This window comes from Methanobacterium bryantii, from assembly GCF_002287175.1.
Lineage (GTDB): Archaea > Methanobacteriota > Methanobacteria > Methanobacteriales > Methanobacteriaceae > Methanobacterium_D > Methanobacterium_D bryantii.
Genome location: NZ_LMVM01000033.1, coordinates 15,427 through 38,983, shown reverse-complemented (window position 1 = coordinate 38,983; position 23,557 = coordinate 15,427). Strand labels below are relative to the sequence as shown.

21 protein-coding genes are annotated in these 23,557 nt (G+C 31.4%); 13 read left to right on the top strand and 8 right to left on the bottom strand.

All coding sequences use genetic code 11. The annotated features are described in order from the left end of the window. Positions 1-196: 196 nt before the first annotated feature. From ASJ80_RS10855 to ASJ80_RS10845, 3 genes are all read right to left on the bottom strand, one after another. On the bottom strand, positions 197-475 hold the full coding sequence (locus tag ASJ80_RS10855) for a hypothetical protein (protein WP_069584139.1): 279 nt from the start codon (positions 473-475) through the stop codon (positions 197-199). 211 nt (positions 476-686) lie between these two features. Next, positions 687-1,700 carry a glycosyltransferase gene (locus tag ASJ80_RS10850; protein ID WP_069584140.1) on the bottom strand — a complete coding sequence of 338 codons (1,014 nt, stop codon included), beginning with the start codon at positions 1,698-1,700 and terminating at the stop codon, positions 687-689. A 185-nt stretch (positions 1,701-1,885) separates the two neighbouring features. Further along, positions 1,886-2,992, bottom strand: coding sequence for a glycosyltransferase family 4 protein (locus ASJ80_RS10845; protein WP_069584141.1), 1,107 nt, complete (start codon positions 2,990-2,992; stop codon positions 1,886-1,888). Positions 2,993-3,337: 345 nt separating this feature from the next. Between ASJ80_RS10845 and ASJ80_RS10840 the strand changes: the two genes are divergently transcribed. Genes ASJ80_RS10840 through ASJ80_RS10830 form a run of 3 tightly spaced genes read left to right on the top strand, consistent with a single transcriptional unit; the run spans position 3,338 to position 6,591 of the window. After that, positions 3,338-4,774: a flippase gene (locus tag ASJ80_RS10840; protein WP_069584142.1), complete on the top strand. Its 1,437-nt coding sequence runs from the start codon at positions 3,338-3,340 to the stop codon at positions 4,772-4,774. A gap of 59 nt (positions 4,775-4,833) precedes the next feature. Next, the gene (locus tag ASJ80_RS10835; RefSeq protein WP_245837565.1) at positions 4,834-5,547 is read left to right on the top strand and encodes a glycosyltransferase; all 714 of its coding nucleotides are present in this window, start codon (positions 4,834-4,836) and stop codon (positions 5,545-5,547) included. Positions 5,548-5,562: 15 nt separating this feature from the next. Next, positions 5,563-6,591, top strand: coding sequence for a glycosyltransferase family 2 protein (locus ASJ80_RS10830; protein WP_069584144.1), 1,029 nt, complete (start codon positions 5,563-5,565; stop codon positions 6,589-6,591). A gap of 4 nt (positions 6,592-6,595) precedes the next feature. Here ASJ80_RS10830 and ASJ80_RS10825 read toward each other — a convergent pair whose 3' ends face one another. The 4 genes from ASJ80_RS10825 to ASJ80_RS10810 form a co-directional block, all read right to left on the bottom strand. Further along, positions 6,596-7,774, bottom strand: a complete 1,179-nt coding sequence (locus ASJ80_RS10825; RefSeq protein WP_069584145.1) for a glycosyltransferase family 4 protein — start codon at positions 7,772-7,774, stop codon at positions 6,596-6,598. A gap of 61 nt (positions 7,775-7,835) precedes the next feature. Then, positions 7,836-8,234 (bottom strand): DUF2304 domain-containing protein, encoded by a 399-nt coding sequence (locus ASJ80_RS10820; protein ID WP_069584146.1) that lies wholly within the window; start codon positions 8,232-8,234, stop codon positions 7,836-7,838. 35 nt (positions 8,235-8,269) lie between these two features. Beyond that, positions 8,270-9,043 carry a glycosyltransferase family 2 protein gene (locus ASJ80_RS10815; protein WP_338036867.1) on the bottom strand — a complete coding sequence of 258 codons (774 nt, stop codon included), beginning with the start codon at positions 9,041-9,043 and terminating at the stop codon, positions 8,270-8,272. A gap of 196 nt (positions 9,044-9,239) precedes the next feature. Continuing rightward, positions 9,240-9,830 carry a flavodoxin family protein gene (locus tag ASJ80_RS10810; RefSeq protein ID WP_069584147.1) on the bottom strand — a complete coding sequence of 197 codons (591 nt, stop codon included), beginning with the start codon at positions 9,828-9,830 and terminating at the stop codon, positions 9,240-9,242. Positions 9,831-10,129: 299 nt separating this feature from the next. Between ASJ80_RS10810 and ASJ80_RS10805 the strand changes: the two genes are divergently transcribed. The 9 genes from ASJ80_RS10805 (at position 10,130) to argB (ending at position 19,975) form a co-directional block, all read left to right on the top strand. Continuing rightward, positions 10,130-11,347 carry an MnmC family methyltransferase gene (locus ASJ80_RS10805; protein WP_069584148.1) on the top strand — a complete coding sequence of 406 codons (1,218 nt, stop codon included), beginning with the start codon at positions 10,130-10,132 and terminating at the stop codon, positions 11,345-11,347. Positions 11,348-11,812: 465 nt separating this feature from the next. Continuing rightward, complete coding sequence (gene tgtA, locus ASJ80_RS10800) at positions 11,813-13,804, top strand: tRNA guanosine(15) transglycosylase TgtA (RefSeq protein WP_069584165.1); 1,992 nt, start codon at positions 11,813-11,815, stop codon at positions 13,802-13,804. Then, complete coding sequence (locus tag ASJ80_RS10795; RefSeq protein WP_069584149.1) at positions 13,801-14,154, top strand: nascent polypeptide-associated complex protein; 354 nt, start codon at positions 13,801-13,803, stop codon at positions 14,152-14,154. The genes tgtA and ASJ80_RS10795 overlap by 4 nt, the downstream gene beginning before the upstream one ends. Then, complete coding sequence (locus ASJ80_RS10790; RefSeq protein WP_069584150.1) at positions 14,155-14,910, top strand: metallophosphoesterase family protein; 756 nt, start codon at positions 14,155-14,157, stop codon at positions 14,908-14,910. It abuts the gene before it with no gap. Then, positions 14,907-15,935 (top strand): NYN domain-containing protein, encoded by a 1,029-nt coding sequence (locus ASJ80_RS10785; protein ID WP_069584151.1) that lies wholly within the window; start codon positions 14,907-14,909, stop codon positions 15,933-15,935. Before ASJ80_RS10790 ends, ASJ80_RS10785 begins: the two co-directional genes overlap by 4 nt. Positions 15,936-15,983: 48 nt before the next feature. Continuing rightward, entirely contained in the window at positions 15,984-17,189 is a 1,206-nt protein-coding gene (locus ASJ80_RS10780; protein WP_069584152.1) for a hypothetical protein, read from the top strand. An 89-nt stretch (positions 17,190-17,278) separates the two neighbouring features. Next, positions 17,279-17,635: a hypothetical protein gene (locus tag ASJ80_RS10775; RefSeq protein WP_069584153.1), complete on the top strand. Its 357-nt coding sequence runs from the start codon at positions 17,279-17,281 to the stop codon at positions 17,633-17,635. A 104-nt stretch (positions 17,636-17,739) separates the two neighbouring features. Next, complete coding sequence (gene argJ / locus ASJ80_RS10770; protein WP_069584154.1) at positions 17,740-18,933, top strand: bifunctional ornithine acetyltransferase/N-acetylglutamate synthase; 1,194 nt, start codon at positions 17,740-17,742, stop codon at positions 18,931-18,933. Positions 18,934-19,093: 160 nt separating this feature from the next. After that, positions 19,094-19,975 (top strand): acetylglutamate kinase, encoded by an 882-nt coding sequence (gene argB, locus ASJ80_RS10765; RefSeq protein WP_069584155.1) that lies wholly within the window; start codon positions 19,094-19,096, stop codon positions 19,973-19,975. Positions 19,976-20,311: 336 nt separating this feature from the next. Here the strand turns inward: argB and ASJ80_RS17505 are convergent, their stop codons facing one another. Continuing rightward, on the bottom strand, positions 20,312-21,616 hold the full coding sequence (locus tag ASJ80_RS17505) for a transglutaminase-like domain-containing protein (RefSeq protein WP_245837564.1): 1,305 nt from the start codon (positions 21,614-21,616) through the stop codon (positions 20,312-20,314). Positions 21,617-22,407: 791 nt separating this feature from the next. On the opposite strand from ASJ80_RS17505, the gene argC reads away from it, so the two are divergent. Then, complete coding sequence (gene argC / locus ASJ80_RS10755; protein WP_069584157.1) at positions 22,408-23,418, top strand: N-acetyl-gamma-glutamyl-phosphate reductase; 1,011 nt, start codon at positions 22,408-22,410, stop codon at positions 23,416-23,418. Positions 23,419-23,557 lie beyond the last annotated feature (139 nt).

The following is a 23,557-nucleotide window of genomic DNA, read 5'->3' as shown; positions in this document are numbered from 1 at the left end:
TGTTAGTGTATAGTCATTAGGTGATCATTGATTAAATAATTATTGAAGGAAAAAAATATTGTAAATGATCAAAATTTTTATTGTTTTTTTAAACATATTTTAGATTTAAAGACTTTATTTAACAGCGTCATCTAATTAATTAAATTAAATGATTTTTTTTTAATTAATAATAGTTTTTTAGGAACTAATTATATTTTCAGTTGAAAATATCAATAAATTTTAAATTTAAGTCCCCTACTATCCTTTTTGAATCAGCTAACTGTTTTTTAATAAGGGCATAATTCTTGGGGTTGTCTTCCACAAATTCGGCATATATCTCTCTTTTTAGGAAATCAACTGTAATTATCAATGAATTTTCTATTTCAAATATTTCAGCAAGCCGTTCCTTTTCTCTCATTGATATAACTCCTCCAGTTAGGTTGATAACCTTTTGATATGCATCATCAAAATTTTCATCTTCAAAAATTCTTTCCATAAGTTTCCCTCTATTAGCGTATTTTTTGTTTTATTAAGTTCATTTTCTTTGAAGTTAAAGATAAGAAATATTATCCTGTGTATGTTTTATATTTAATCCATTATTTTTTCACACAATACATTAAGAATTATAAATTATTCTTCATGGGATATACTGAAGCTTGTCCTAAATTAAAAGGATATGAATAAGTTTTAAATGAATATTTTAGAACTTAATTGCTGTTTCTACGCACGGGTCTAACAAACAAGAAATTATAGATCATTCCATATGCATATGAGACGTGCTGAACTGGCAGTAAAACAAAAATTATCAAAGAGTAAATGGTTTTTGTTTTGTAAATAATTTCTGCAAATATCATGACTGCAAATATGAAATAGAGTATAAGTGGAATTAAAATAATCAACCCTACTACTAAATATAATGGGACTAAAAAAATAAGGTATAACAAGAATATTAAGGATATAAAAGGTTTAATTTTAAATAATCTATGTTTTTTTATGGTATTTGTTATATTTACACCATAATTCCTCATATTTTTTCCAAATTCAATTATGGAATTTGTTTCGCGGTGGTAGACTTCAGCGTCTCCAGCGTAAATAAAATTGTACCCCTCTTTTTTAAGCCTTAAATTTAATTCATTATCGTCTGAGATGATTAGACTGTCGTCATATCTAAATCTGGATATTATATTCTTTTTGTAAATTGAATTGTAGTTGGGAATACTGTCTAAATATGCAACATTTTTTTTAGAAAAAGCTGGATTTCCTCCAGATGCAATATTTGAGGTTAAAAAATTGTTTATTACAAGTTCTTTTTTATCTTCTGTTGGGGCTACCAGTCTTGGGCCTCCAGCGCCTGCAGTGTCGTCTCCACTTTTCTCGATATGCTGGTACAGCATTTTAAGCCAGTTTTTATCTACAATACAGTCTGCATCTGTATAAGCAATATATTTGGTGGTTTTGCTTGAATTATCAATTACAAGATTTCTTGAAAAACACAGGCCGTAGAAACCGAAATCTTTCTCATTTAAAACTTTATACTTTACATTTGACATGCTTAAAATATTTTCTGCAATTTCACGTGTTCTATCAGAGGAATCGCCGTCTACAACAATTATTTCAATTAAGGAAGTATCTATACTCTGGTTTATGATGCCTCTTAAGGTTTCTTCTATATATTTTTCCTCATTTTTGGCAACTATTCCCACGGTTATTAAAATTGACATTGTATTCACTATATTATTGGATATTGTTATTTGTAATTTAATTTATATATTAAATCCACTGGATTGGTAAATATATAATAAGAATTCTCTTAAATAATTTGTATTGAATTATTTGCTTATAAATCAACTAAAAATAGATTGTATTTAAATTATTAGAATATTTTACTGTTATTAAATAAATTTGATTAACTACATTGTTTTAAAATATTTTCCATTCTCCTGCTGTAAGCTTCCCACGAATAGTTTTTTCTGACCATTTTTGAAGTTTTAACTGTTTTATATTTGTATTCATGGTAGTTATCTTTAATTTCTATTATTTTGTCTGCTAATTGTCTTATGTTTCCAGTTTCTACAACAGGATTGTCATCTGGTAAAATATCTTTTATTCCACATTGATCCGATATTATAGTTGGTATACCTCCTAATATAGTTTCTAATGGGAATATTCCCCATGGTTCTGCTTCAGATACGAAAATAGAGATATCTGCAATGTTATAAAGTTCATATAATTTATCATTTGGAACTGAACCATAGAATATAGTTTCAATATCATTTTTTGCAGCGTATTTTATCATTTCATTTTTCATTCTTTTAGAAATTAAACTGGTCGTATTTCCAACAAAATGTAACCTTACATTTTCTATATTTTTGCAGGTTGAAGAAAATGCTTTTATTATATCAAAAGGGCGTTTTTGGGGCTGTATAGGCCCTACGAATATGGCGTCAAAATATTCATTAGTTTCATGTTTAACTTCATGATCCAGGTCTGCACCAGAGTAGCTGATGTTCACTTTTTTATCAGGATATCTCATTTTGATGAGCTCTTTTATCCCGTTACTCAATGACAATATTAATTTAGTGCTCCTTGTTAGTCTTCTGTCTATTAAACTGTGGGCAGAATACATTTTTTTCATATAACTGGAAATATTGTGTTGATATGGTTCATTACAGGTCCATACTGTTGGTATATCTGTATATTTTGATATCCATTGAGCAGGATGGTTGTGTGCATTTATAATATCATGTTCTTTAATTTTTTTGCTTAGTTTCTTAATTAGACTGTGCCATCTAACTAGATTATAGCTGTAGAATGGACCCGAGATCCATTTTTCATTTAATGAAATAATTTTTATATTTTCAAGTAATGAATTAAAAACACAGTTTTCTTTCTTTTCAAATGTATATATCGTAACATCGTGCCCCATTTTATTTAGATAGTAACTTAATTTGCATACCTGTTTTTCTGCACCGCGGGGATAGATTAATTCGGGGTGAACTATTCCAATATCCATGATTTACACCAAGTATAATTTATTAATGTTATTAAGTAGTTACTTAATATTATTATTTTATTTTTTTTTTTAATTATCCTTGGATAAATCCAGTTAACTTATTAAGAATACTTGAATTAATTGGGAGAAAAAAAACAAAAACTAAGTGAATTTAAATGGATATTAACTAATATAACTTTCAATGGAGTTGAATAATTTTATAATGCCTTAAAAATTATAATATCATTGCTCAGATAAATCATAAATAACAGATTTTTACTAAAGTTTAGTAATTTATATGTGATAAAATCAAATTTAATATTTTAATTTGCAGGTCTATAACTAAATTAAAAAGAGAGATTAAATATGAGTAAAGCCCGTAAAATAGCTAAAAATACTGTATTTTTATTTATTTCTCAAATTATAAGTTATATACTTGCATTTTTTTATATGATCTATATAGCCCGTTATCTGGGGGCTGATGGCTTTGGAATTCTATCATTTGCACTTGCATTTACGGGTATATTCAGTATACTGGCAGATTTAGGTTTAAACACTTTAACAGTTAGAGAAATAGCGCGGGATAAATCATTAACTGGTAAATACTTCGGCAATATAATATTAATCAAGATAATTTTAGCAGCTTTAACATTCGGACTTGTGGCAGTAGCTATAAATTTAATGGGTTATCCTCAGGAAGTTAAAATTGTTGTTTACTTTGTTGCATTGTACAGCATATTAACTTCATTTTATGGAATTTTTAATTCTATATTCCAGGCTTATGAGGAAATAGAATATCAATCAATTGGACAGGTAATAAGTAATGTCTTATTATTTGCAGGTGTTATCATTGGAATATACTATGGGTTCAGTGTTTTAGGATTTGCTTTTATATTTTTTATATCCAGTGTAATTAGTTTGATCTATATTTTTCTTGTTTATATCTGGAAATTTCCACCTTACAAAATGCAACTTAACTGGAGTTTTTGGAAATCTGCAATAAAAGAAGCATTACCCTTTGGATTAACAGGAATTTCGGGCATGGTATATACATATATAGACTCGGTTATGCTCTCATTATTTCAAGGGAACGAGGTAGTAGGCTGGTATAATGCAGCGTACAGGTTGATTCTTGCTTTGTTGTATGTCCCAATTACCATTAATACTACTCTTTTCCCATCAATGTCGCAATTTCATCTCTCTTCACGAGATTCATTGAACTTAATCACTGAAAAATATTTTAAATTAATGGTTGTAACTGGAATTCCAATGGGAGCAGCGGTTACAATTTTAGCGGATAATATTATAATTTTAATATTTGGCTATGGATATCAAAGATCAATCATTGCTCTGCAGATACTTATATGGACCACAGTTTTTACTTTCATTGGGGCAGCATTTATTAGGTTATTAGAGGCTACAAACAGGCAGTTAATAGTTACCAAGATTTCAGCAGTATGTGTAGTTGTAAATATTGCACTTAATTTAATTTTAATTCCAACGCTTAGTTATGTGGGGGCCAGTATTGCAACAGTAGTGACCGAGGCCATTCTTGTGGGCAGTGTTATTATGATAGGGTATAAATTTGGTTTTGGAGTATCTAAAAATAGAATTAATGAAATATTATTAAAAGTAACAGTCAGTACTCTTGTTATGAGCGTACTTCTTATATATTTCAAGATCATTAATTTGTTAATTTTAGCACCTTTTGCTGTTTTAGCATATCTGGCAGTATTATACTTAATTAAAGGAATTGATGATATGGATAGGTACTTATTTAAACAAATTATAAAAAGGAGATAAACAATTAAATTGATTTTGTATAATCATTTTGAGGTGGAATAATTTTTTCAATAGTTTGCGTGTACAATAATGAAGAAATTTTAAATGATTATTTACTCAAAAGCCTGAATAGTCAAACTACTAATTATGAACTGATATTAATTAATAACACTCAAAAAAAGTTTAAATCGGCTGCAGAAGCATTTAATCAAGAAGGTAAAAAAGCAAAGGGTAAATATATAATTTTTACACATCAAGATGTAGATCTATCTTCTAACACGTTTTTAAATGATTTAGAACTAATTTTAGATTCTATATCAAATTTGGGTATTGCAGGAGCCGCAGGAAAATCTAAAGAAAAGGTAATTATAAGTAATATCAAAGAAGGAATACCTCCAAAGTTTGCTGGAAAAATACAAATCGAGACGCCTGTTAAAGTGCAAACACTTGATGAATGTCTGTTTATAATACCAAAAAATGTTTTTGATATGGTTCCATTCGACGAAAAAGTATGTAATGGCTGGCATTTATATGCTGTAGATTACAGTTTAAGCATTAATGAGAATGGACGGGATGTTTATGTAGTTCCAGCTTCGATATATCATAAATCTGCAGGAGACTCCTTTTCAAAGGAATATTATAGTATATTAAAAAAATTATTGAATAAACATAGAAAAAACTATAAAATAGTTTATACTACCATGGGAAACTGGGATTCAGAATATCCTTTAAGTATACAAAAAATTTTTCAAAGATCGATTTTTTACTGGACAAAGTTTAAAAAGAAATTTTAAAATGGAAAGCATATTATGAATTATCCTCACGTTTCTATTGTCATTCTTAACTGGAATGGATGGAAAGATACATTAGAATGTTTAGAATCAGTTTACAAAATTAAGTATCCCAATTATAATATCATTCTCCTTGACAATGCATCAAATGATGAATCTTTAGAAAAGATCAAAGGATATTTAAAGGGTAAAATAAAAGTAAACTCTCCCTTTTTTGATTATAGCGAAAATAAGCCAATTAAGTTTAAAGAATATCTAAAACATGAAATAGAATCCATGAAGGATGAACACTATATGAACAAGGAACTGATTCTCATCGAAAATGATAAAAATTATGGATTTACTGAGGGGAACAATATTGGAATTAGGTATGCTTTAGATATTTTAAATTCAGGTTATATTTTGCTTTTAAACAATGATACTGTTGTTGATAATTGTTTTTTAAATGAATTAGTAAAAGTTGCAGAAGATGATTCTCAAATTGGGTTTGTAGGGCCAAAAGTTTATTATTATGATTACAAAGGAAGAAAAGATATTATAAATTTCGCTGGAGGAAAACAGAATTTATGGAAATTCAAACCAAGCCATATTGGTTACAAAAAAATTGATAAAGGACAATATGATACAAATAAAGAGGTTGACTACATCCATGGGTGCTGTTTACTTGCAAGGGCGCGAATGCTTAGAGATATAGGCCTATTAGATAAAGAATATGTTTCTTATAGAGAAGAGAATGATTGGGCTATAAGGGGTTATATCAGCGGTTGGAAATCGGTTTATGCTTTTAAATCAAAAATGTGGCATAAAATAGGCGGTTCCACTAATAGAAACACCAATTTGTTTGTTGACTATCTAGAAACTAAAAATAGGTTTTTATTTGTTAAAAAATATAGCAATAACTTGCAAACTTTATCATTCTTATTATATTTCTTTGTTTTTGACTTCTGGATTATCAGTGCTATTGATTTGATATATTTTAAAAATTTAAGACGTTATAAATCATTTTTAAATGCAACTAAAGATGGAATTAAAATTCTGAGAGCATAACCATTTAAATTAACCTTTCATAAATCATTTGTGTTTTTCCTGCTATCTTTTTCCAGGAATATTCTTCAACCTTCTTTTTCCCGTTATCGCCCATTTTTCTAGCAATATCCTCATTTTCAAGTAAAAACATTAGGGACTCTGCCAGTGTTTCTACATCTTCAGGGTTAACAAGAAGTCCTGTTTCTCTATCAACGACAACATCTGGAATTCCTCCAAGTTTAGAAGATATAACAGGAATACCACAAGCCATAGCTTCTAAATTTACAATTCCAAATGCTTCAGCCATGGTGATTGAAGGAAGGCAGAATATGTCTGCACATTTGTAATAAAATGGTTTCAGCCCTTCATCCACGTATCCTGTAAAAATGATATCATTTGTTATACTTAGATCTGCAGCTAATTTTTTAAGTTCTTCCTGCATCTCACCCCTACCTGCAAAAACCAGCTTTACATCTTTAAATTGAGATTTAACCTTTATAAAAGCTTTTAATAGGATATGGGGGCCTTTATATGCTACAATATTCCCAAAAAATAGTATTATTTTTTTATCACGCGGAAGATCTAGTTTATCTCTGCATTCTGCTTTCCCGAGCTTAATATCAAATTCTTCCAGGTTTATTCCATTAGGAATTACTTCAATTTTATCCATGTAATCTCCTAAAAACTTAGATTCATCTATATATGACTTTGATGTGGCAATTATTACATCTGCGCCATTTAAAACATTTTTAAGTAGAGATCTATTGTAGATCTTTTGCGCCCAGTTGCGGACAAAGTTTCCTCCACTATCCTGCGCATCAGCATGGTAAGTAACTACAAATGGTACTTTATTTTTTTTTGCATATCTCAGTGCAGAATAGTCAGAGTAAGGCATGTTGTAATGAGCATGGGCAATATCAATTTTACAGTTTAAAGGTTTGTATAAAATTTTAAATGATAAATTAGCGCTTGCAATTTTTAAAACAGTGCCGTAGCGGTGTATCAACATGTTTTCTGAATTTTCATGTGAATCTTTAAAATCGATGGATGTTGTAAAAATCTCTACATCATCTATTTCTGCTATATTGCGCGCTAACTGGTAAGCAGCGATTTCAGTACCTCCATGAGCATATTCTTTGTTATAATTTGCGTCATTGACGAGGTCTACGTATGGAAAATGGCTGATGAAGTATCCTATTTTCATAATATTCTCTCTGGTTGATTAAATCTGTAAAGAATTAATTGGATTTCTAAAATAAATGAGTTTATTTTGATTTAGTTTTACTCTTTTCATCTGATGGATCTAGATCTTTTGAGCATTCATTATCTATTTTTTCCTTTAAATCTCCTCTTTGAAGTGCAATTTCCCTCACAAGTAATGTTATTTCTTTATCCATATTTTCTATCATGCCATACATTTTGAAAATGAGATAATAACTTAAAATAAGTCCAAATATTAGTACTGCATCTAAACCTCTCCCTATTCCAGTTAATCCTGCAAGTAAGTTTGTTGATTCGGGGAATAATGAAATCCATATTATAACTAACCAGATTATAGTCCAGAGTAAAGCCATTCCAAGGGACATTTTACCATTTTTTAACCTTAAAATGCCTATAATTATGGCAATTATTCCTATAAGAGCTCCTAGATCGTTATATATCATTTATGCACCGCCTGTAAATTATTTAAACTTTAATATTATTTTAGGATATTTATTATTAATTTAGCAAGTATTTTGAGACCCACTATTAAATTTGTACCTTTCTTCATGGAATAATCAGTATAAATAGTTTCGATTTCAACTTCTTCTACTTTTAAGTCATATTTTTTAATTTCACCTATTATCTCAGAAGATACCCCATAACCTCTTGAGGTTATATCTAAAACTTTAGCAGCTTTCCTGTTGAAAGCTCGTAAACCTGATTGAGAGTCATTTACATGAATTCCATAAAAAATACGCGTTATTATGTTCATAACTGTATTTCCAAATTTTTTAGAAGCAGGCATTTCATTAAAATTTCTTGTTCCTATTACAACGTCTGCTCTCTTTTCCATGATTGGTTTGCATACAGGAATTATATCATCGGGATTATGCTGTCCATCTGCATCGAATGTTACTATTATATCTGCATTCTTTGCCAGCGCTGCTTTTATTCCAGTTTCAAGTGCAGCACCTAATCCTCTATTTATCACATGTCTGTAAATGAACCCATGGTCATAAACAGAATTTTCCGCTATTTTATATGTTTTGTCATGAGATCCATCGTCTATAATGACCATGTTTAAATTTCTTTGTTTAAGATCTTCTATAACATTTTTTATAGTCTTACTTTCATTATATGCAGGCATAACCACATATATATTCCAATTATTAAGGAAATTATTGGATTTTTTTGAATTTTGATCCATTTTATCTTCCAAATTTCTATTTAAAGGGGATAAATTTTTTATCTGAAGATCATTCAATGTCATTGCAGTTTTCTCCAATGAAGATATTGCCATTTGGTCGTTTGTTGGTCATAAATATATGATAAAAATAATATTATATGCACTAATAAATAAAATGAGTGGTTGATTTGGGTGAAATATTTCCTTTTTCTAGACAATTTTTGCATCTTTTAAAAAAAAATAGTAATAAAATTGAACAGTTCACTAATTTATTTGATATTTAATTAATATTGTTAATTTTTTTGGCAAGTTCAGTTACTCTTTTCCCTAAATTTTTTGATGTTTCTATACCATATTCATCATTTTGCGCATCGCCAGCAGCTCCTGCAGCTCCAGCACCGCCATAGTGTGCAAGAGGTGCACCATCACCTACAATTACAGCGTCCTGAATAAGCATGAAATTATGTATGGCCGAACATGTAGTTTCCTGTCCTCCGTTTCTGGATGCTCCCACAGTTATTGCCCCACTTACTTTGTCTTTAAGTTTAAAATCAGCTCGAAGTGGCCTTGACCTATCCATAAGTATTTTAAGCTGTGCTGTTACAGTTCCAAAGTAAACTGGGCTTCCAATGATTATTCCATGGGCTTCCTGAAGTTTTGAAAGAATTTCATTTACATCATCATCTTTTGGGCATTCACCTGTCAATTTACATATATCACATGCATTACAGGGTTCCATTTTCATATTTCCCAAGTATAAACTTTCAACATCGGCTCCTGATTCTTTTGCAGCTTCCAATGCTTTTTCAACTAAATATGCGGTGTTCCCATTTTTCCGCGGGCTACCTATAACTCCAATAACTTTTACCACTTATTTGCCTCCAATATACTGTTTTATACTAGTGTGAATCTAGCTTTATTTAATGAATTAAAATAGTAAATTCAATTTTTAATTTTTCAAATATAAATATTGTATCATAAATATTTTTAAATGTTCATGATTGAATGTGGTGCATTGTTTAAATTTTATAAATCATTGATTTAATAAATTAAAGTTTTTATACAAATTCAATTTAGATTAATTCAACATAGAATGCGCAAAACATTTATACTGAATCTGCACGTTCTAAATTAATTTGTTACTATTTAATAAATAAAATTTGGATTACCATGAAAACAAAAAGCAATTATCAAGCATTAACTGCAACAGACGATGCTCTAAAAATTATCAGAGAATGCTTCACAGAAGAACATAAAGGGAATAAATGCGCAAGAAACAAGACAAAAAACCTTTTAAAGGAGTATTTTATAGAAACTGCAGATGGATCCTATACCTTAAAATCTAACAATGTAAATGACAAGTCTGAGACGATGCATACTCACCACGGGGCAATTTCGGAATCAATGGAGAAATTTGTTAAACCTGCAAAGCTTGAAGGAAAGAAAAAAGTTAAGATACTGGATATATGCAGCGGACTGGGTTATAATGCTGCTTCATGTATTGAATTTTTAGGTGATGATGTTGATATTGAAATTGATATGATTGAAATATCAAGAGAGACCCTTGCATCATCTCTTTTTATAGAAGACCCCATTAAGTCTTATAGTATCATAAAGAGCGCAGTGGAGAATAAATTATATGATGATGGAACTCTTGGTTTTAAATTCAATAAAGATGAGATACCAGATAGAATCAAGATTAATATATATTTGAGTGATGCTAGATATGTAATTAAAGAAATTGATAAGAAATATGATGCAGTATTTCTGGATCCATTTTCACCACTCAAATCCCCTGAATTGTATACCATTGATTTTTTCCTTATTTTGAAAAATATACTTAAAGATGAGGGGATTATTCTTACTTATACATCTGCAGCACCTGTCAGGTCTGCAATGGTACATGCAGGGTTTCATGTAGGTGAAAGTCCATTATTTGGGCGGAAAAGCGGGGGCACAGTGGCATCTAAAGTTCCTGAAGTAATCGAAAAATCACTCCCAGATAATGATGAGAGAATGATAGCACTCAGTGATGCAGGGGTCCCGTTTAGGGATCCGGAACTCAATGCGTCTAATGATGAAATAAGGGAAAGAAGAGAAAAGGAACGAAAATCTTTAAGGGGAATAAAAAAATTTGCATCGACTGTAAAAACTCCAATATACCTGGGTAAAGATGTTAATGACGCTCGACTTAAGAGGAGGCTCCTTAGAAATATTAATACGCTTGGAATCGCTGATTTAAAATCAAAAGAAGCATATTATATAATTTGCCCTCAATTTGATGAATGTATCTGTGGTTGTAAAGCTTCAAAATTAGATAATTCTTCCAGCAGGATAAATGAAATGATAAAAAGATTAACAAATGTAATGGAAGAAAATAAAGTATAAAATGATCTAAAACTTATAAAATTTAAAATTACACTCGTGTTTGGAGTATTGTACAATATTTAAATTATCATATATTTTGATTTAAATAAATGGAATTTTTTAAAACAAGTCAACTTAAATTAACAAGTATGACATAATAATGAAGTATAAAGTCTACACATGATAATGGAAATTAACGTAAAATTTAATTTAATTATGCTTTAATTGATATTCTATTAAATCTAAATGATTTTAACCATGAAATTTGATGAATGTTTAATAGTTATATTCTGAAAAATTAGAATTCTCTGATAATTCAAATTAATCAAAACTCTAAAAGATTTATTTAAAAAGATAACTAATATGAAAAATTGAATTTGAATAAATAGTTCATTTGAACAATTAAATTTACAATCTAAAAGATATATTTAATAATATAATGATATAGGTGAAAAATTGAACTTTGAAATTAAATATAAGGATGCAATGGGTAGAATTGGTATACTGAAGACTCCCCATGGAAATGTGAAAACACCAGCTTTGATGCCTGTAATCCATCCTGGAAAACAAACCATTGATGTTAAAAAGTATGGGGCAGACATCGTCATAACTAACTCTTATATAATCTATAAAAATGAAGAATTGAAGAAAAAAGCTCTTGAAGAGGGCATACACAGTTTGATAAATTTTGAGGGCCCAATTGTCACTGATTCCGGTTCTTTTCAGCTTTCAGTGTATGGAGATATTGATGTAACTAATAAAGAAATAATCGAGTTTCAAGAGAATATAGGCACTGATATTGGTACTTCCCTTGATATTCCAACACCCCCCTATGTAAAGAGGGAAAGGGCGGAAAAAGAACTTGAAATAACTCTTGAAAGGGCAAAAGAAGCGTTAGATGCAAGAAAAAATTTAATGCTGAACTCTGTTGTGCAGGGCTCTACTTTCCCGGACTTGAGGGCAAAATGTGCCGAAGCAATTGGTCAGATGGATTTTGAAGTTTATCCTATAGGGGCAGTAGTTCCTTTACTTGAAAATTATAAATACAAAGATGTTGTGGATATTGTAATGGCATCCGTGGCTAATTTACCTCCATCGAGACCAAGACACCTTATGGGTGCAGGCCATCCTATGGTATTTGCTTTAGCTGTTGCTATGGGATGTGATTTGTTTGATTCAGCTGCTTATATTCTTTATGCCCAGGATGATCGCCTGATGATGCCTAATGGAACTTATAAATTACAGGATCTTTTGGAAATGCCGTGTTCATGTGAAGTATGTACTAAATATACTCCTAATGATTTAAGGAGTATGAAAAAAGAACAGAGGATGAAACTAATTGCACAGCATAACCTTCATGTCAGTTTTGCAGAAATCAGAAAAATAAGACAGGCTATTGTCGATGGAAATTTACTTGAATTAGTTGAGCAGAGATGCAGGGCTCACCCTTATCTTTTAGATGCGCTGCGAAACCTTAAAAATTACACGGAATTAATGGAAGAGTACGACCCGGAGTATAAAAATTCTGCATTTTTCTACACTGGCCCCGAATCGTTAAATAGGCCTGAAATATTTAGATACTTAAGCCGAATTTCAAGAATTCCTCAAAAAAACAGAGTACTGTTACTGCCGTCATTTAAAAAACCATACTCCAAAAATATTCAGAATATATTAACCAATTTTGGCAGAGATAAACCTGATTTAGAAAAACTTGGAAATTTCTACCGGATTAAGGGCTTGAAATCAGAAAATAGCTCCCATATAGATGAACAATTACAGGTTGTTGTTGTAGATGTTCCATTTGGAGTTATTCCCCTTGAGATTGATGAAATTTACCCTTTAGCTCAGAATGAGTCTCCAAGTTTATTAGATGGTGATTCTAAAATATTCGTTAAAAATATTATAAATGAGTATATAAATAATTTCAATGAAGTTATAATCAGTGAAAGTCTTATTAAAAAGTTTGATCTTGATTTTGAGCTTGAAAATTTCAATATTAATGAATTAAGATTGCAGTTTGATGATAAAGAAAAAATAAAATATATTGCAGATTATCAATTTGGTACAGGTGCTGGAAAAGCTCTGTTTGGTACCAATGTAGATATAGTTAAAAGTAGAAAAACTGGTAAAATAAGACATGTTTATGACGGCGAAGATCTGATTGCAACGCTTCGTGCAAGTGATGGGATATTCGTTTTAAGTATGCTTGGAGCGGAGAGACTTCACGAGTTTCTTGAATACCCTAAAAGTAGAGTGGTTGTAAACAGTGATGCTGAACCATTTGCAAGAGAAGGAAAAAGTATATTTGCTAAATTCGTTATAGACATTGATATAAATATTAGGGCGAATGAAGAAGTATTAATTGTAAATGAAAATGATGATTTACTGGCTTTTGGTAAGTCAATTTTAAACGCTCATGAAATAAAAGATTTAAAAACTGGTCAAGCTGTAAAGACAAGAAAAGGAGGTAAATTATGATACCGGGTGCAGGGATGAACCCAAAACAACTTAAACAAATGCAAAGAGCTATGAAACAAATGGGCATGGACATGAAGGATGTCAAAGGTGCCACAGAAGTCATAATAAAGTTTAAAGATAAAGAAGTAGTGATAAAAAATCCAAAAATAAATATAATGGATTTTATGGGGCAGAAAACATACCAGATAACTGGTAAACCTAAAGAGAAAAAATTAGAAATAGAATTAGAAATTCCTGATGAAGATGTAGAGCTTGTATCTGCTCAAACAGGTGCAAGTAAAGAAGATGCTATTAAAGCATTAAAAGATACAAATGGAGATCTTGCAGAAGCAATTATGAGGTTAAGTTAGATGGCATTTATTGCTCACCTATCAGATATGCATATCGGTGCAATCAATTTCAAAGAGGAGCTTTTACTTCGGGCCATAAATAAAGTTAATGACCTTAATCCAAATTTAGTGATTGTAACTGGAGATATAACCAACAATGGTTATTATGCAGAATTTGAAAGAGCAGCAGAGTTCATGGAACTTTTTGAAAGTCCACTACTTGTAGTTCCTGGAAATCACGATGCACGGCATATCGGAAACGAGTGTTTTGAGGAACTTATAAAGAAGTATTGTGGTACTCTAAATGTTAAAACTCCTGAAATTAGCGCTATAGGGTTAGATAGCAGCGAGCCAGATATAGATTATGGGAAAATAGGTAGGTCACAGCAAGCTTCAATGGAAGCGGAACTTAAAAATGCTGGAGAAAATAATTTATATAAAATAATAGCCCTTCATCATCATATAATTCCTGTTCCCAAAACAGGACGTGAAAGAAATATATTGACTGATGCTGGTGACATTCTAAAATCTATAATTGATGGAGGGGCAGATATCGTATTATCAGGACATAAGCACGTGCCTTATGTATGGTTCGTTGGTAATACAACATTTGTCACTGCGGGAACAGTTTCTTCACTTAAACTTCGAGGAAAAGATGTTTGTTCTTTTAATACAATTGATATCAAACCAGATACTGTTGAAGTAGTCCTAAATCAGGCGGATGGAAAATCTAAGTGTCTTGCAAAATTTGAAAATAGATGTAAGGTGATTGATTGAAAGTAATTATTGATGCATCCAACGTGGCTCACTTTGGAAAAGGAAAAGACGGACAGCCAAGTCTTAATAACATATTAAATGCAATGGAAGCGTTGAAAGGATTAGGTTATGAACCGTTTGCAATAGCGGATGCACCCCTTAGACATGAAATTGACAACAAGGAAGAGTTCAACAAACTTCTTGAAGAAGAAAAAGTTCAGCAGGTCCCATCTGGTACAACGGCAGATCATTTTATTTTAAAAATTGCATATGAAGAAAATGCAAAAATATTATCAAATGATATGTTTAGAGATTACAACGACGAATTTAAAGATATTGCAAGTAAAAGAATTCCTTATGGTATTAAAAATGGTGAAATCTCCATTGGAACATCTTCTAAGCCTAAAAAAGTTAAAAATATACTGCAAAAAATATGTACATATTCCCTTAACGAATTTGAAAGAAAGGGACTAGATGCATATAAAGTTAAAAAAAGCAAGAAAATAAGCGGTATTGCAATTGCAAAAGAAGCAATTGATAGGATAACTAAAACCCGGGAAAATGCACTGGACTCTAAAATAGAAGATATATTCCAGAAGATTCCTCTTTTTGGTAAAGTAATGAACCTGGTTGAAGAGGCAGAATCAACGAGCGACTTCATTATTTTTGTTCTTGTAAGCCCAAGGGACTATAAAGATGCTGTTAGATATGCTGGAAATATTGCAGTTACTGTTGGAGACAGACTTAAACTTGAACACGCGCCCCTTGTTGCTGTAAGAAATGATCTTTTCACAAAACCTGGTAGTTTTGAGCTTAATATTCTTTATTCGGATGAGGTAGTTGAGGAATCTAAATATAATATAAATATAACCATTAATGATCACGATTACTCATTTGTAAAGAAAAACTCTAGAAATATCGCAAGTACAGTGGCTGCAAGGATTGGAACATGGAAATTTCCTATTGTATCCGTTAAACCAAGTATGTTAATGGAAAAACCAGGACAATTTGAGATTGTTTTAGAAAAAGGAGAAAGTAAAGGGTAGTAATATCTAACGAAATCTCATTTCGCTCTATAAGGAGGAAAAAGTTAAATGGTCATGGATTATCTAATGAGAGGACTTTTTGGACTTTTTATAAAGTCCAAGGTCTTAAGCATAGGCACAAAATATTACCCAACCAACGACAGGGAAAGAGAATACGTAGAGATGATAAATTACACTAAAACGATGCTATTGGAACTTGATCGTGCACATATTACAACTCAAAATATTTTCCATAACCTTGTTAAAGAAATAGGTACAGCAAACATCCCTGAAGGTAGAAAATTCATAGAATTAAAGCCTGCAGAAAATAAAGTTGATGAATATGCCCTTTTAAGTAATATAATTATGGGTAGTGACAGGTATCTGTATGTAGAGGTCTTTGAAAAAGATCCGATTATTAAAGAATTTGTAAGCATCATTGAAAAGGAAAGGGGTACAATTGTTGAAGAAAGCAGTACTGAGATTGTAGCAAGGATGCTTTCCAAAAATGATGCAATAAGAGTCGGAATTGAAATTATAAGCCGCGGTCTGGAAAAAGATATCCACGTAAGGGCAGCATCAGGAATGACTGGGGCCGCATCTATTGAAAGGGCTATTAATTTAAACAAACAGATCGGTGAATCATCAGGAGTAGGGTTTACTAAATTAGGGGGAGAATATGCAATTGTATTTTCAGGTAAAACTGGAAAATTAAAAGGTGCCCCTGCAGTTTATGATAATTATCTATTTATTGATATGATAGATTCCACTAAATTTATATCAGAAAATGGGCGTGACAAACTCGTTGAAATAATGACAGATATTAAAAATTTCATCGAGAATGAATGTAATGGAAAAATTGAAGGATACAGGGAAGGAGGTGATGATTTTGTCGCTAATTTCCCAACAAAACATGCAGCATTACAGGCAGGTATTGATTCTGCATGGCATGCTTTAAATCATGGTGCAATGCTAAGGGCAGGTATAGGAAAAAGCAGAAGAGAATCTGGAGAAAGAGCTCAGATAGCTGATGAAGTTAAAATATGGAATAACAGCCCTGTTATGGTTTTTGATATTGCAGATGGAACATACGCATATTATATTCCTTCAGAATTCTCAAGATCTATCCTGGATTTCTTAATGCATGGGAAATCTAAAGCTGTAATAATATTTATCTTCGTGTTTGTAGCTACATTCATAGGATGGAGCATTGGATACTGGGAATTTGGTATCGTGTCAATATTCATTGCTCTTTTATACGCAATTGCAACATAGTTTAATTTAGCTGATATTTAAACACAGAGAATAAGTGAAACCATTATATTTATTAATAAAAACTTACAATAGAAAACTAGAGTGGTATTATGAAGCCAGAAACTGAAGCAAAAGCCATAATCGGATTGATTATATCATTAATAGCTTTTGGATTTGGATCAGGAGCAGGAATAGTAATGGGTTTGGATCAAAACAATACTCAAAACACTACACAGGTCTCAACTAATCAGGATATACAGGTCCCATCCACAAAAAATGTTAACATTAATACAGAACCTAAAACCAGCGTAAATAGTACAGATGAAAACTCAGAATCTACTTATACTGACAATAGTGATAGTAGCGGTAGCAAGAGTAATAGCAACAGTAAAAACAATGGTGGTAGTGTAAATAACGACGATAATGATGAGGATAATAGTGACAGTAATAATGATACTGGCACATAATGATGGCTAATATGAAAATATTCAGGTAGTGGAATAGCAAATCACTATTTTCTAATTTTATTGGGTTAACCTTGACTTTAAAATAATATTAATGGAGAATTTTTATGAAAATAATAAAAGGAGGAATATGTGCTGTAGATGGTGTTCTAGCTTCAGGTTCTCGTAAAGGGAAATATGGAGTGTCTGTAATAGTTAGTAAAGAAAATACAGCGTCTGCAGTTTTTACCTCAAATAAAGTAGTTGCAGCACCAGTTATTGTTACAAAAGACGTACTTAAAGATGGTAAATTATCCGCAATCGTTGCAAACAGTGGGAATGCCAACTGTTTTACAGCTGAAGAAGGTATCGCTAGTGCAAGGGAAATGACAAAAAGGGTTGCAGATAAATTAAACATTGAACTAAATGATGTTGCCGTTGCATCCACAGGCATAATTGGAAGGAAACTGCCTTTAGACATTATAAATGCACTTATAGATGAGTCATTGAATACCCTTGAAAATTCTCCTGAAGCTTCATTTGCAGCAGCAGAAGCTATAATGACTACCGATACGTTTTCAAAGGAATTTGCTGTTCAAACTACCCTTAAAGATGGAAGTATCGTTAAAATTGGCGGTATAACTAAGGGTTCTGGAATGATAGCGCCAAATATGGGTACAATGCTATGTTTTATTACCACTGATGTTAAAGCATCAGCTGAAGAACTAAATGACGCGCTTAAAAAAGCAGTGGATAAATCATTCAACATGGTTGTTGTAGACGGTGATGAAAGTACCAATGATACTGTTATACTGATGTCAAATGGAAGTTCAGGGAAAATAGACGAAAATTTCCATGAAGCGCTTGGGTATGTATGTACTGAACTTGCAAAGATGATGGCAAAGGACGGCGAAGGGGAAACTAAATATATGGAAGTTCATGTAAATGGCGCTGCATCTTCTAGTGATGCAAAATCTGCATCAAAAGCTATCGTTGGATCATCACTTGTAAAAACAGCATTATTCGGAGCTGACCCTAATTGGGGTAGGGTAGTTGCAGCTGTAGGATATTCGGGGGCTGAAATGGATGAAAAAATTGTAGATATAACATTTAAGTCAGATAATGAAACTGTTAAAATTGTGGAAAAAGGTTCTATTCTAGCTTTTGATGGGACTGATGAACTTAAAACTGCAGAAAAAATAATGCAGAATGATGAAATTGAAATAATTGTTGATCTTAATCTAGGAGATCATTCTGCAGCTGCATACGGGTGCGATTTATCATATGACTATGTGAAGATTAATTCAGAGTACAGTACATAACTGATTTACTAATTTTCACTGAATTTATATCTCAAAACCAAAGTATTTTAAGGGTTTGAACTGATTAGTAAATAAAAAAATTAAAATAATTTATTCATTATCACAAAATTTATTGAATTTAAAGAAAGTTTAACTATCACATAACTAAAACTGGGATAAAATGGAAACCGTTAACATTTTAATAGAGGCATTGCCTTACATAAAGAAATTTCATAAAAAGAAGATTCTTATAAAATACGGCGGACATGCCATGGTCGATGAAAAGGCTATGGATTCCACCGCAAGGGATACAGTGCTCTTGAAGTACGTGGGCATGAATCCAATTGTTGTGCATGGTGGAGGACCTGAAATCTCAAGAGCCATGGATAAAATTGGAAAAGAACCAAAATTTATTGAAGGGCTTCGAATAACAGACAGGGAAACCATGGACATAGTTAAAATGGTCCTTGTAGGTAAGATAAACACTGAAATTGTGTCAAGAATAGGTTGGCACGGTGGAAATGGAGTAGGAATATCTGGAAAAGACAGCAAACTTATAGAAGCCGTCAGAAAAGCTCCTCATGAGGTAATAAATAATGTAACTGGTGAAAAGAAAATTGTGGATCTGGGGCTTGTAGGTGAAATTAGGTCTATAAACCCTGAGATAGTAAATGTGCTCACCAAAAATGATTATATCCCAATAATTTCACCTATTGGTGTTGCCGATAATGGAGAAACCCTGAATTTAAATGCAGATACCGTTGCAGGGGACATGGCTTCTGAAATGGATGCAGAAAAGTTGATTATACTGACAGATGTTCCTGGAATACTTGCAGATCCAAAGGATCCTGAGTCACTTATTCGAAAAATCAAAATTGATGAGATTGAAGAGTTAATCCTGGATGGAACCATAACTGAAGGAATGCTGCCTAAAACAATGACCTGTATTAAAGCTATTGAAGATGGTGTTTCATCTGCCCATATCATTGACGGCAGAGTTAAACATTCTGTCTTACTTGAGATATTTACTAAAAAAGGAATTGGGACTATGATTAAATCGTAAGTTCCATTATTTACTTATTTTTTGATATACAAAATGAAATTCAATTTTATTAATTATTGAAAGTTTATTTTTAACTAATTTAAAAAAATAAAGAAAAAGGTAAATAATTTTACCGTTTTAAAATGGTAATGATGTATATTCACCTCAAACGCTCAAAAATTCGTAGGATTTTTGGCGCCCCGAAAATCCGGAGGATTTTCGAGGGCTTTTTAGAAAAAAGCTGACAAAATTTTTAATTTTGTCGCATGGAAAAACTAAATGTTTTTCCGGTTGCGAAAATATATTTCGCAAACATCAAAAATCATAGATTTTTAAAAGTTTGATCAAAAACTCATTTTAAAATGGTAATGATGCATATTTACCTTTTATTACAGCTCTACTCCAGTTTTTAATAACACCAAATGAATTCCTGGAACTGGTAGCATCTGCTTTGTACCATTTACCGTTTACGTATACTCCAGCCCAAACGTGACCGTACCTTTTACCGCTTCTAAATTTAGCTTTACCATGGATGTATCTAGCTGGAATTCCTGCTGCCCTTTCAAGAGCTATTAACAGGTGTGCAGTATCTACACAATTTCCGCTTCGGGCATTTAATGTACCTACTGCTCCTTTTCGTGTATTGTAATAGAATTTGTAACCTATTTTGTTTCGTACCCAGTTGAATATTGCCACTGCTTTGGCTTTCTGTGTCTTTTTTCCTCTGGTTATCTGTTTTGACAGTGATTTGATTCTTGCGTTGTTTACCTGACAGTTTTTAGTAGCTTTAACGTATTTTTTCAAAGATGCAGGTATTTTCACTGTAGATACACCTGTAGTTCCAGATGTACTCCACTTTTTCACTGCTACATGGCCAGGTAGTCTCTTATGTGTTTTGTAAAAAGCAGGTATCTTGGAAAATGTGTAAATTAATGATTTATAATTCATTTTACCGAGATTGCTGGTGGTTTGTTTAGGTGCAACACCGTTTTTATTTATAAATGTATCAACTCTTTTAGCAAGCCCTAAATAGCCAGATTTATTAATTTTTCCGCTTTTAAAGCTTTCTGTTGTTTTTGATGGAGTTTTTACATTCTTAAGTTTTATTGGTGTAGTTTTACCATTATTTAATTGTATTATGTCTGCAGTGAGTAATTTTAAAAAAGCAGGCATTTTAACTTGAGATGTACCAATGGTTACATACTTTGGAAGTCTGTGTTTATTTTCAATGTACTTGTTGACTCTTGCTGATGCACTGTTGATTTGGCTTACAGTGAAATTTTTTGAAGTTACTGCTGATTTTACTGCGGCTTTACTTGAAGAATTTTTGATATTTTTTGTTTCTCCAGCTGCTGCATATAATTCACTGGTTTTTGTTAAGTTTTTACTGTGTATCCAATGCTTCTTGTGTACTTTCTGTTTCACTGTGTTCTTATTTGGTGTTTTTATTTGTTTATTTTTGACTGTTTTTTTAATATATTTTACAGCCTTATCGGATTTATTTTGTTTTATATTCGATTTGTTTGTACCTTTTATATCAATTATGTTATAATTAACTTTTTCAGATACGATGTGGGAATTATTAAGTTTAGTTTCTGTATGTCCCACATTTGCTGCGCTTACGCCAGCAATACCAGTTAGTAACATAGCTGTCACTAACATAACTGCGAATAACAGCTTACTAGTAATTATACCGCCTCCGATTCCCAACATAAGAATACACTTAAAATGTATTCTTCTGGGTGGCACTACTTAAGTATCGCACCATATAAATCTTTCGAAAAAAAAGTGTAAACAAAGCGTTCTAAAAAGTTTAATTTTAATTTAAAGTGATTTAAATGCTTTTTTTAAAAACCATAAAATACTGTGAAGATGTACTTAAATCATATGGAAGTTAAAATACACTGAAAGTGAAATAATAAGATTTAAAAACTTAGGAAAAAGTTAAGATAATATTAACATGTTGTGATCAAAAAAATAAATATGATAGATATATCAGTACAAAAATTGCTTAATAATACAAAATTTTTCTTTTTAAAGAAAAATGATTTAGGAGTATGTGAAGAATATAAAATTTTGCCAGGAATATTTATATTTTAAAGATTTATAATTTAAAGAAATATCTAATAATTAAAGATTTGAGCTTTGTTATGTTTAATATATTTAAATTTTATTTTAAATTTGATATAAATTATTATTTAAAATCAATATTCTTTGATTATAATTATTTTCAATATTTGTCAAATTAGCTGTTATTTTAGATTCAAAAATTTTGATTTTTAACAGTTTATAAAACGTTTTGTAATGCTTTGGGAAAATATATTTCTTTCAACTCCAAATACATAATTTATATCAAGGTTTTTTTTATAGTGAATGGACAAATATTATGTCATTCACTATAATCGTAATTTATAATATAAACATTAAACTAAAATCATTTAGGTGAAGATAATATGATTGATGTAGGCATCATAGGAGCAAGTGGATATACAGGAGGAGAACTCCTGAGATTTTTAAAATATCATGATAATGTAAATGTAATTGCTGCAACATCCCGACAATATGCAGGAATTAATGTATCAAAAGTACATCCTCATTTAAGGGGAGAAAATATTAAATTTAAAGATATCCCTGCAGAAAAAGTAGATGCGGATCTTGTTTTTACTGCTACTCCTCATGGGGCATCTATGGACATAGTTCCAGAGTTAATAGAAAGAGGCATTAAAGTTGTGGATTTAAGTGGAGATTACCGTTTTGATGATATAGCTGTTTATGAGAAATGGTATGGTATCGAACATTCCGCTCCACTCGATGCAGTCTATGGGCTTCCAGAAGTGTACAGGGAGGAAATAAAGAAATCCAAACTTGTTGCAAATCCTGGATGTTTCCCAACAGGCGGTATTTTAGCATCATTGCCTCTTGCAAAAGAAAAACTTATAGATGCAATTATACTTGACTCTAAATCGGGGGTAAGTGGAGCTGGAATTAAACCTACAGGGGCTACCCATTATCCAAATATCAGTGATAATATTGTTCCTTATGCAGTTACAACCCACAGACACATGCCTGAAATTCAACAGGAAGTATCTAAATTTGGGGATGTTAAGGTTTCATTTACACCACACCTTGTTCCAGTAATAAGAGGTATTTTAACAACTGCACATGCATTTTTAAAAGAAGATGTAACCTCTGAGCATGTAAAAGAGATTTATGACGCGTTTTATGAATCAGAACCATTTGTGAGGGTTGTTGATATGGATGAGATTCCAAGATTAAGTGCAGTTAGAGGATCTAATTATTGTGACATTGGATGTTTCCAGATAGATCCAAATGGACGAATTATTATAGTATCAGCTATTGATAATTTAGTTAAAGGTGCATCTGGACAGGCAATTCAAAATATGAATATAATGTTTGGATTTGATGAGAAAAAGTCGCTGGATGTTACAGGATTACATCCATAAACTTTTTAAGTCAAGATAATAAATTAAATAACTTAAGTTTTAGTTATTATAACATTATATTATCCTGATCAATTATTATTATACTTGAAATTAATAACAAATCATTGATTAATTTAATTATATAAATAATGGCTTTTAT

What these genes read in the sequence shown, in the direction of transcription:
- argB (WP_069584155.1), top strand. Translation starts at nt 19,094, where the DNA reads ATGGAAACCGTTAACATTTTAATAGAGGCATTGCCTTACATAAAGAAA.
- argC (WP_069584157.1), top strand. Translation starts at nt 22,408, where the DNA reads ATGATTGATGTAGGCATCATAGGAGCAAGTGGATATACAGGAGGAGAA.
- ASJ80_RS10780 (WP_069584152.1), top strand. Translation starts at nt 15,984, where the DNA reads ATGGTCATGGATTATCTAATGAGAGGACTTTTTGGACTTTTTATAAAG.
- ASJ80_RS10795 (WP_069584149.1), top strand. Translation starts at nt 13,801, where the DNA reads ATGATACCGGGTGCAGGGATGAACCCAAAACAACTTAAACAAATGCAA.
- ASJ80_RS10820 (WP_069584146.1), bottom strand. Translation starts at nt 8,234, where the DNA reads ATGATATATAACGATCTAGGAGCTCTTATAGGAATAATTGCCATAATT.
- ASJ80_RS10840 (WP_069584142.1), top strand. Translation starts at nt 3,338, where the DNA reads ATGAGTAAAGCCCGTAAAATAGCTAAAAATACTGTATTTTTATTTATT.
- ASJ80_RS10805 (WP_069584148.1), top strand. Translation starts at nt 10,130, where the DNA reads ATGAAAACAAAAAGCAATTATCAAGCATTAACTGCAACAGACGATGCT.
- ASJ80_RS10830 (WP_069584144.1), top strand. Translation starts at nt 5,563, where the DNA reads ATGAATTATCCTCACGTTTCTATTGTCATTCTTAACTGGAATGGATGG.
- ASJ80_RS10850 (WP_069584140.1), bottom strand. Translation starts at nt 1,700, where the DNA reads ATGTCAATTTTAATAACCGTGGGAATAGTTGCCAAAAATGAGGAAAAA.
- ASJ80_RS10815 (WP_338036867.1), bottom strand. Translation starts at nt 9,043, where the DNA reads ATGACATTGAATGATCTTCAGATAAAAAATTTATCCCCTTTAAATAGA.
- tgtA (WP_069584165.1), top strand. Translation starts at nt 11,813, where the DNA reads ATGGGTAGAATTGGTATACTGAAGACTCCCCATGGAAATGTGAAAACA.
- ASJ80_RS10775 (WP_069584153.1), top strand. Translation starts at nt 17,279, where the DNA reads ATGAAGCCAGAAACTGAAGCAAAAGCCATAATCGGATTGATTATATCA.
- argJ (WP_069584154.1), top strand. Translation starts at nt 17,740, where the DNA reads ATGAAAATAATAAAAGGAGGAATATGTGCTGTAGATGGTGTTCTAGCT.
- ASJ80_RS17505 (WP_245837564.1), bottom strand. Translation starts at nt 21,616, where the DNA reads ATGTTAGTGACAGCTATGTTACTAACTGGTATTGCTGGCGTAAGCGCA.
- ASJ80_RS10855 (WP_069584139.1), bottom strand. Translation starts at nt 475, where the DNA reads ATGGAAAGAATTTTTGAAGATGAAAATTTTGATGATGCATATCAAAAG.
- ASJ80_RS10790 (WP_069584150.1), top strand. Translation starts at nt 14,155, where the DNA reads ATGGCATTTATTGCTCACCTATCAGATATGCATATCGGTGCAATCAAT.
- ASJ80_RS10825 (WP_069584145.1), bottom strand. Translation starts at nt 7,774, where the DNA reads ATGAAAATAGGATACTTCATCAGCCATTTTCCATACGTAGACCTCGTC.
- ASJ80_RS10845 (WP_069584141.1), bottom strand. Translation starts at nt 2,992, where the DNA reads ATGGATATTGGAATAGTTCACCCCGAATTAATCTATCCCCGCGGTGCA.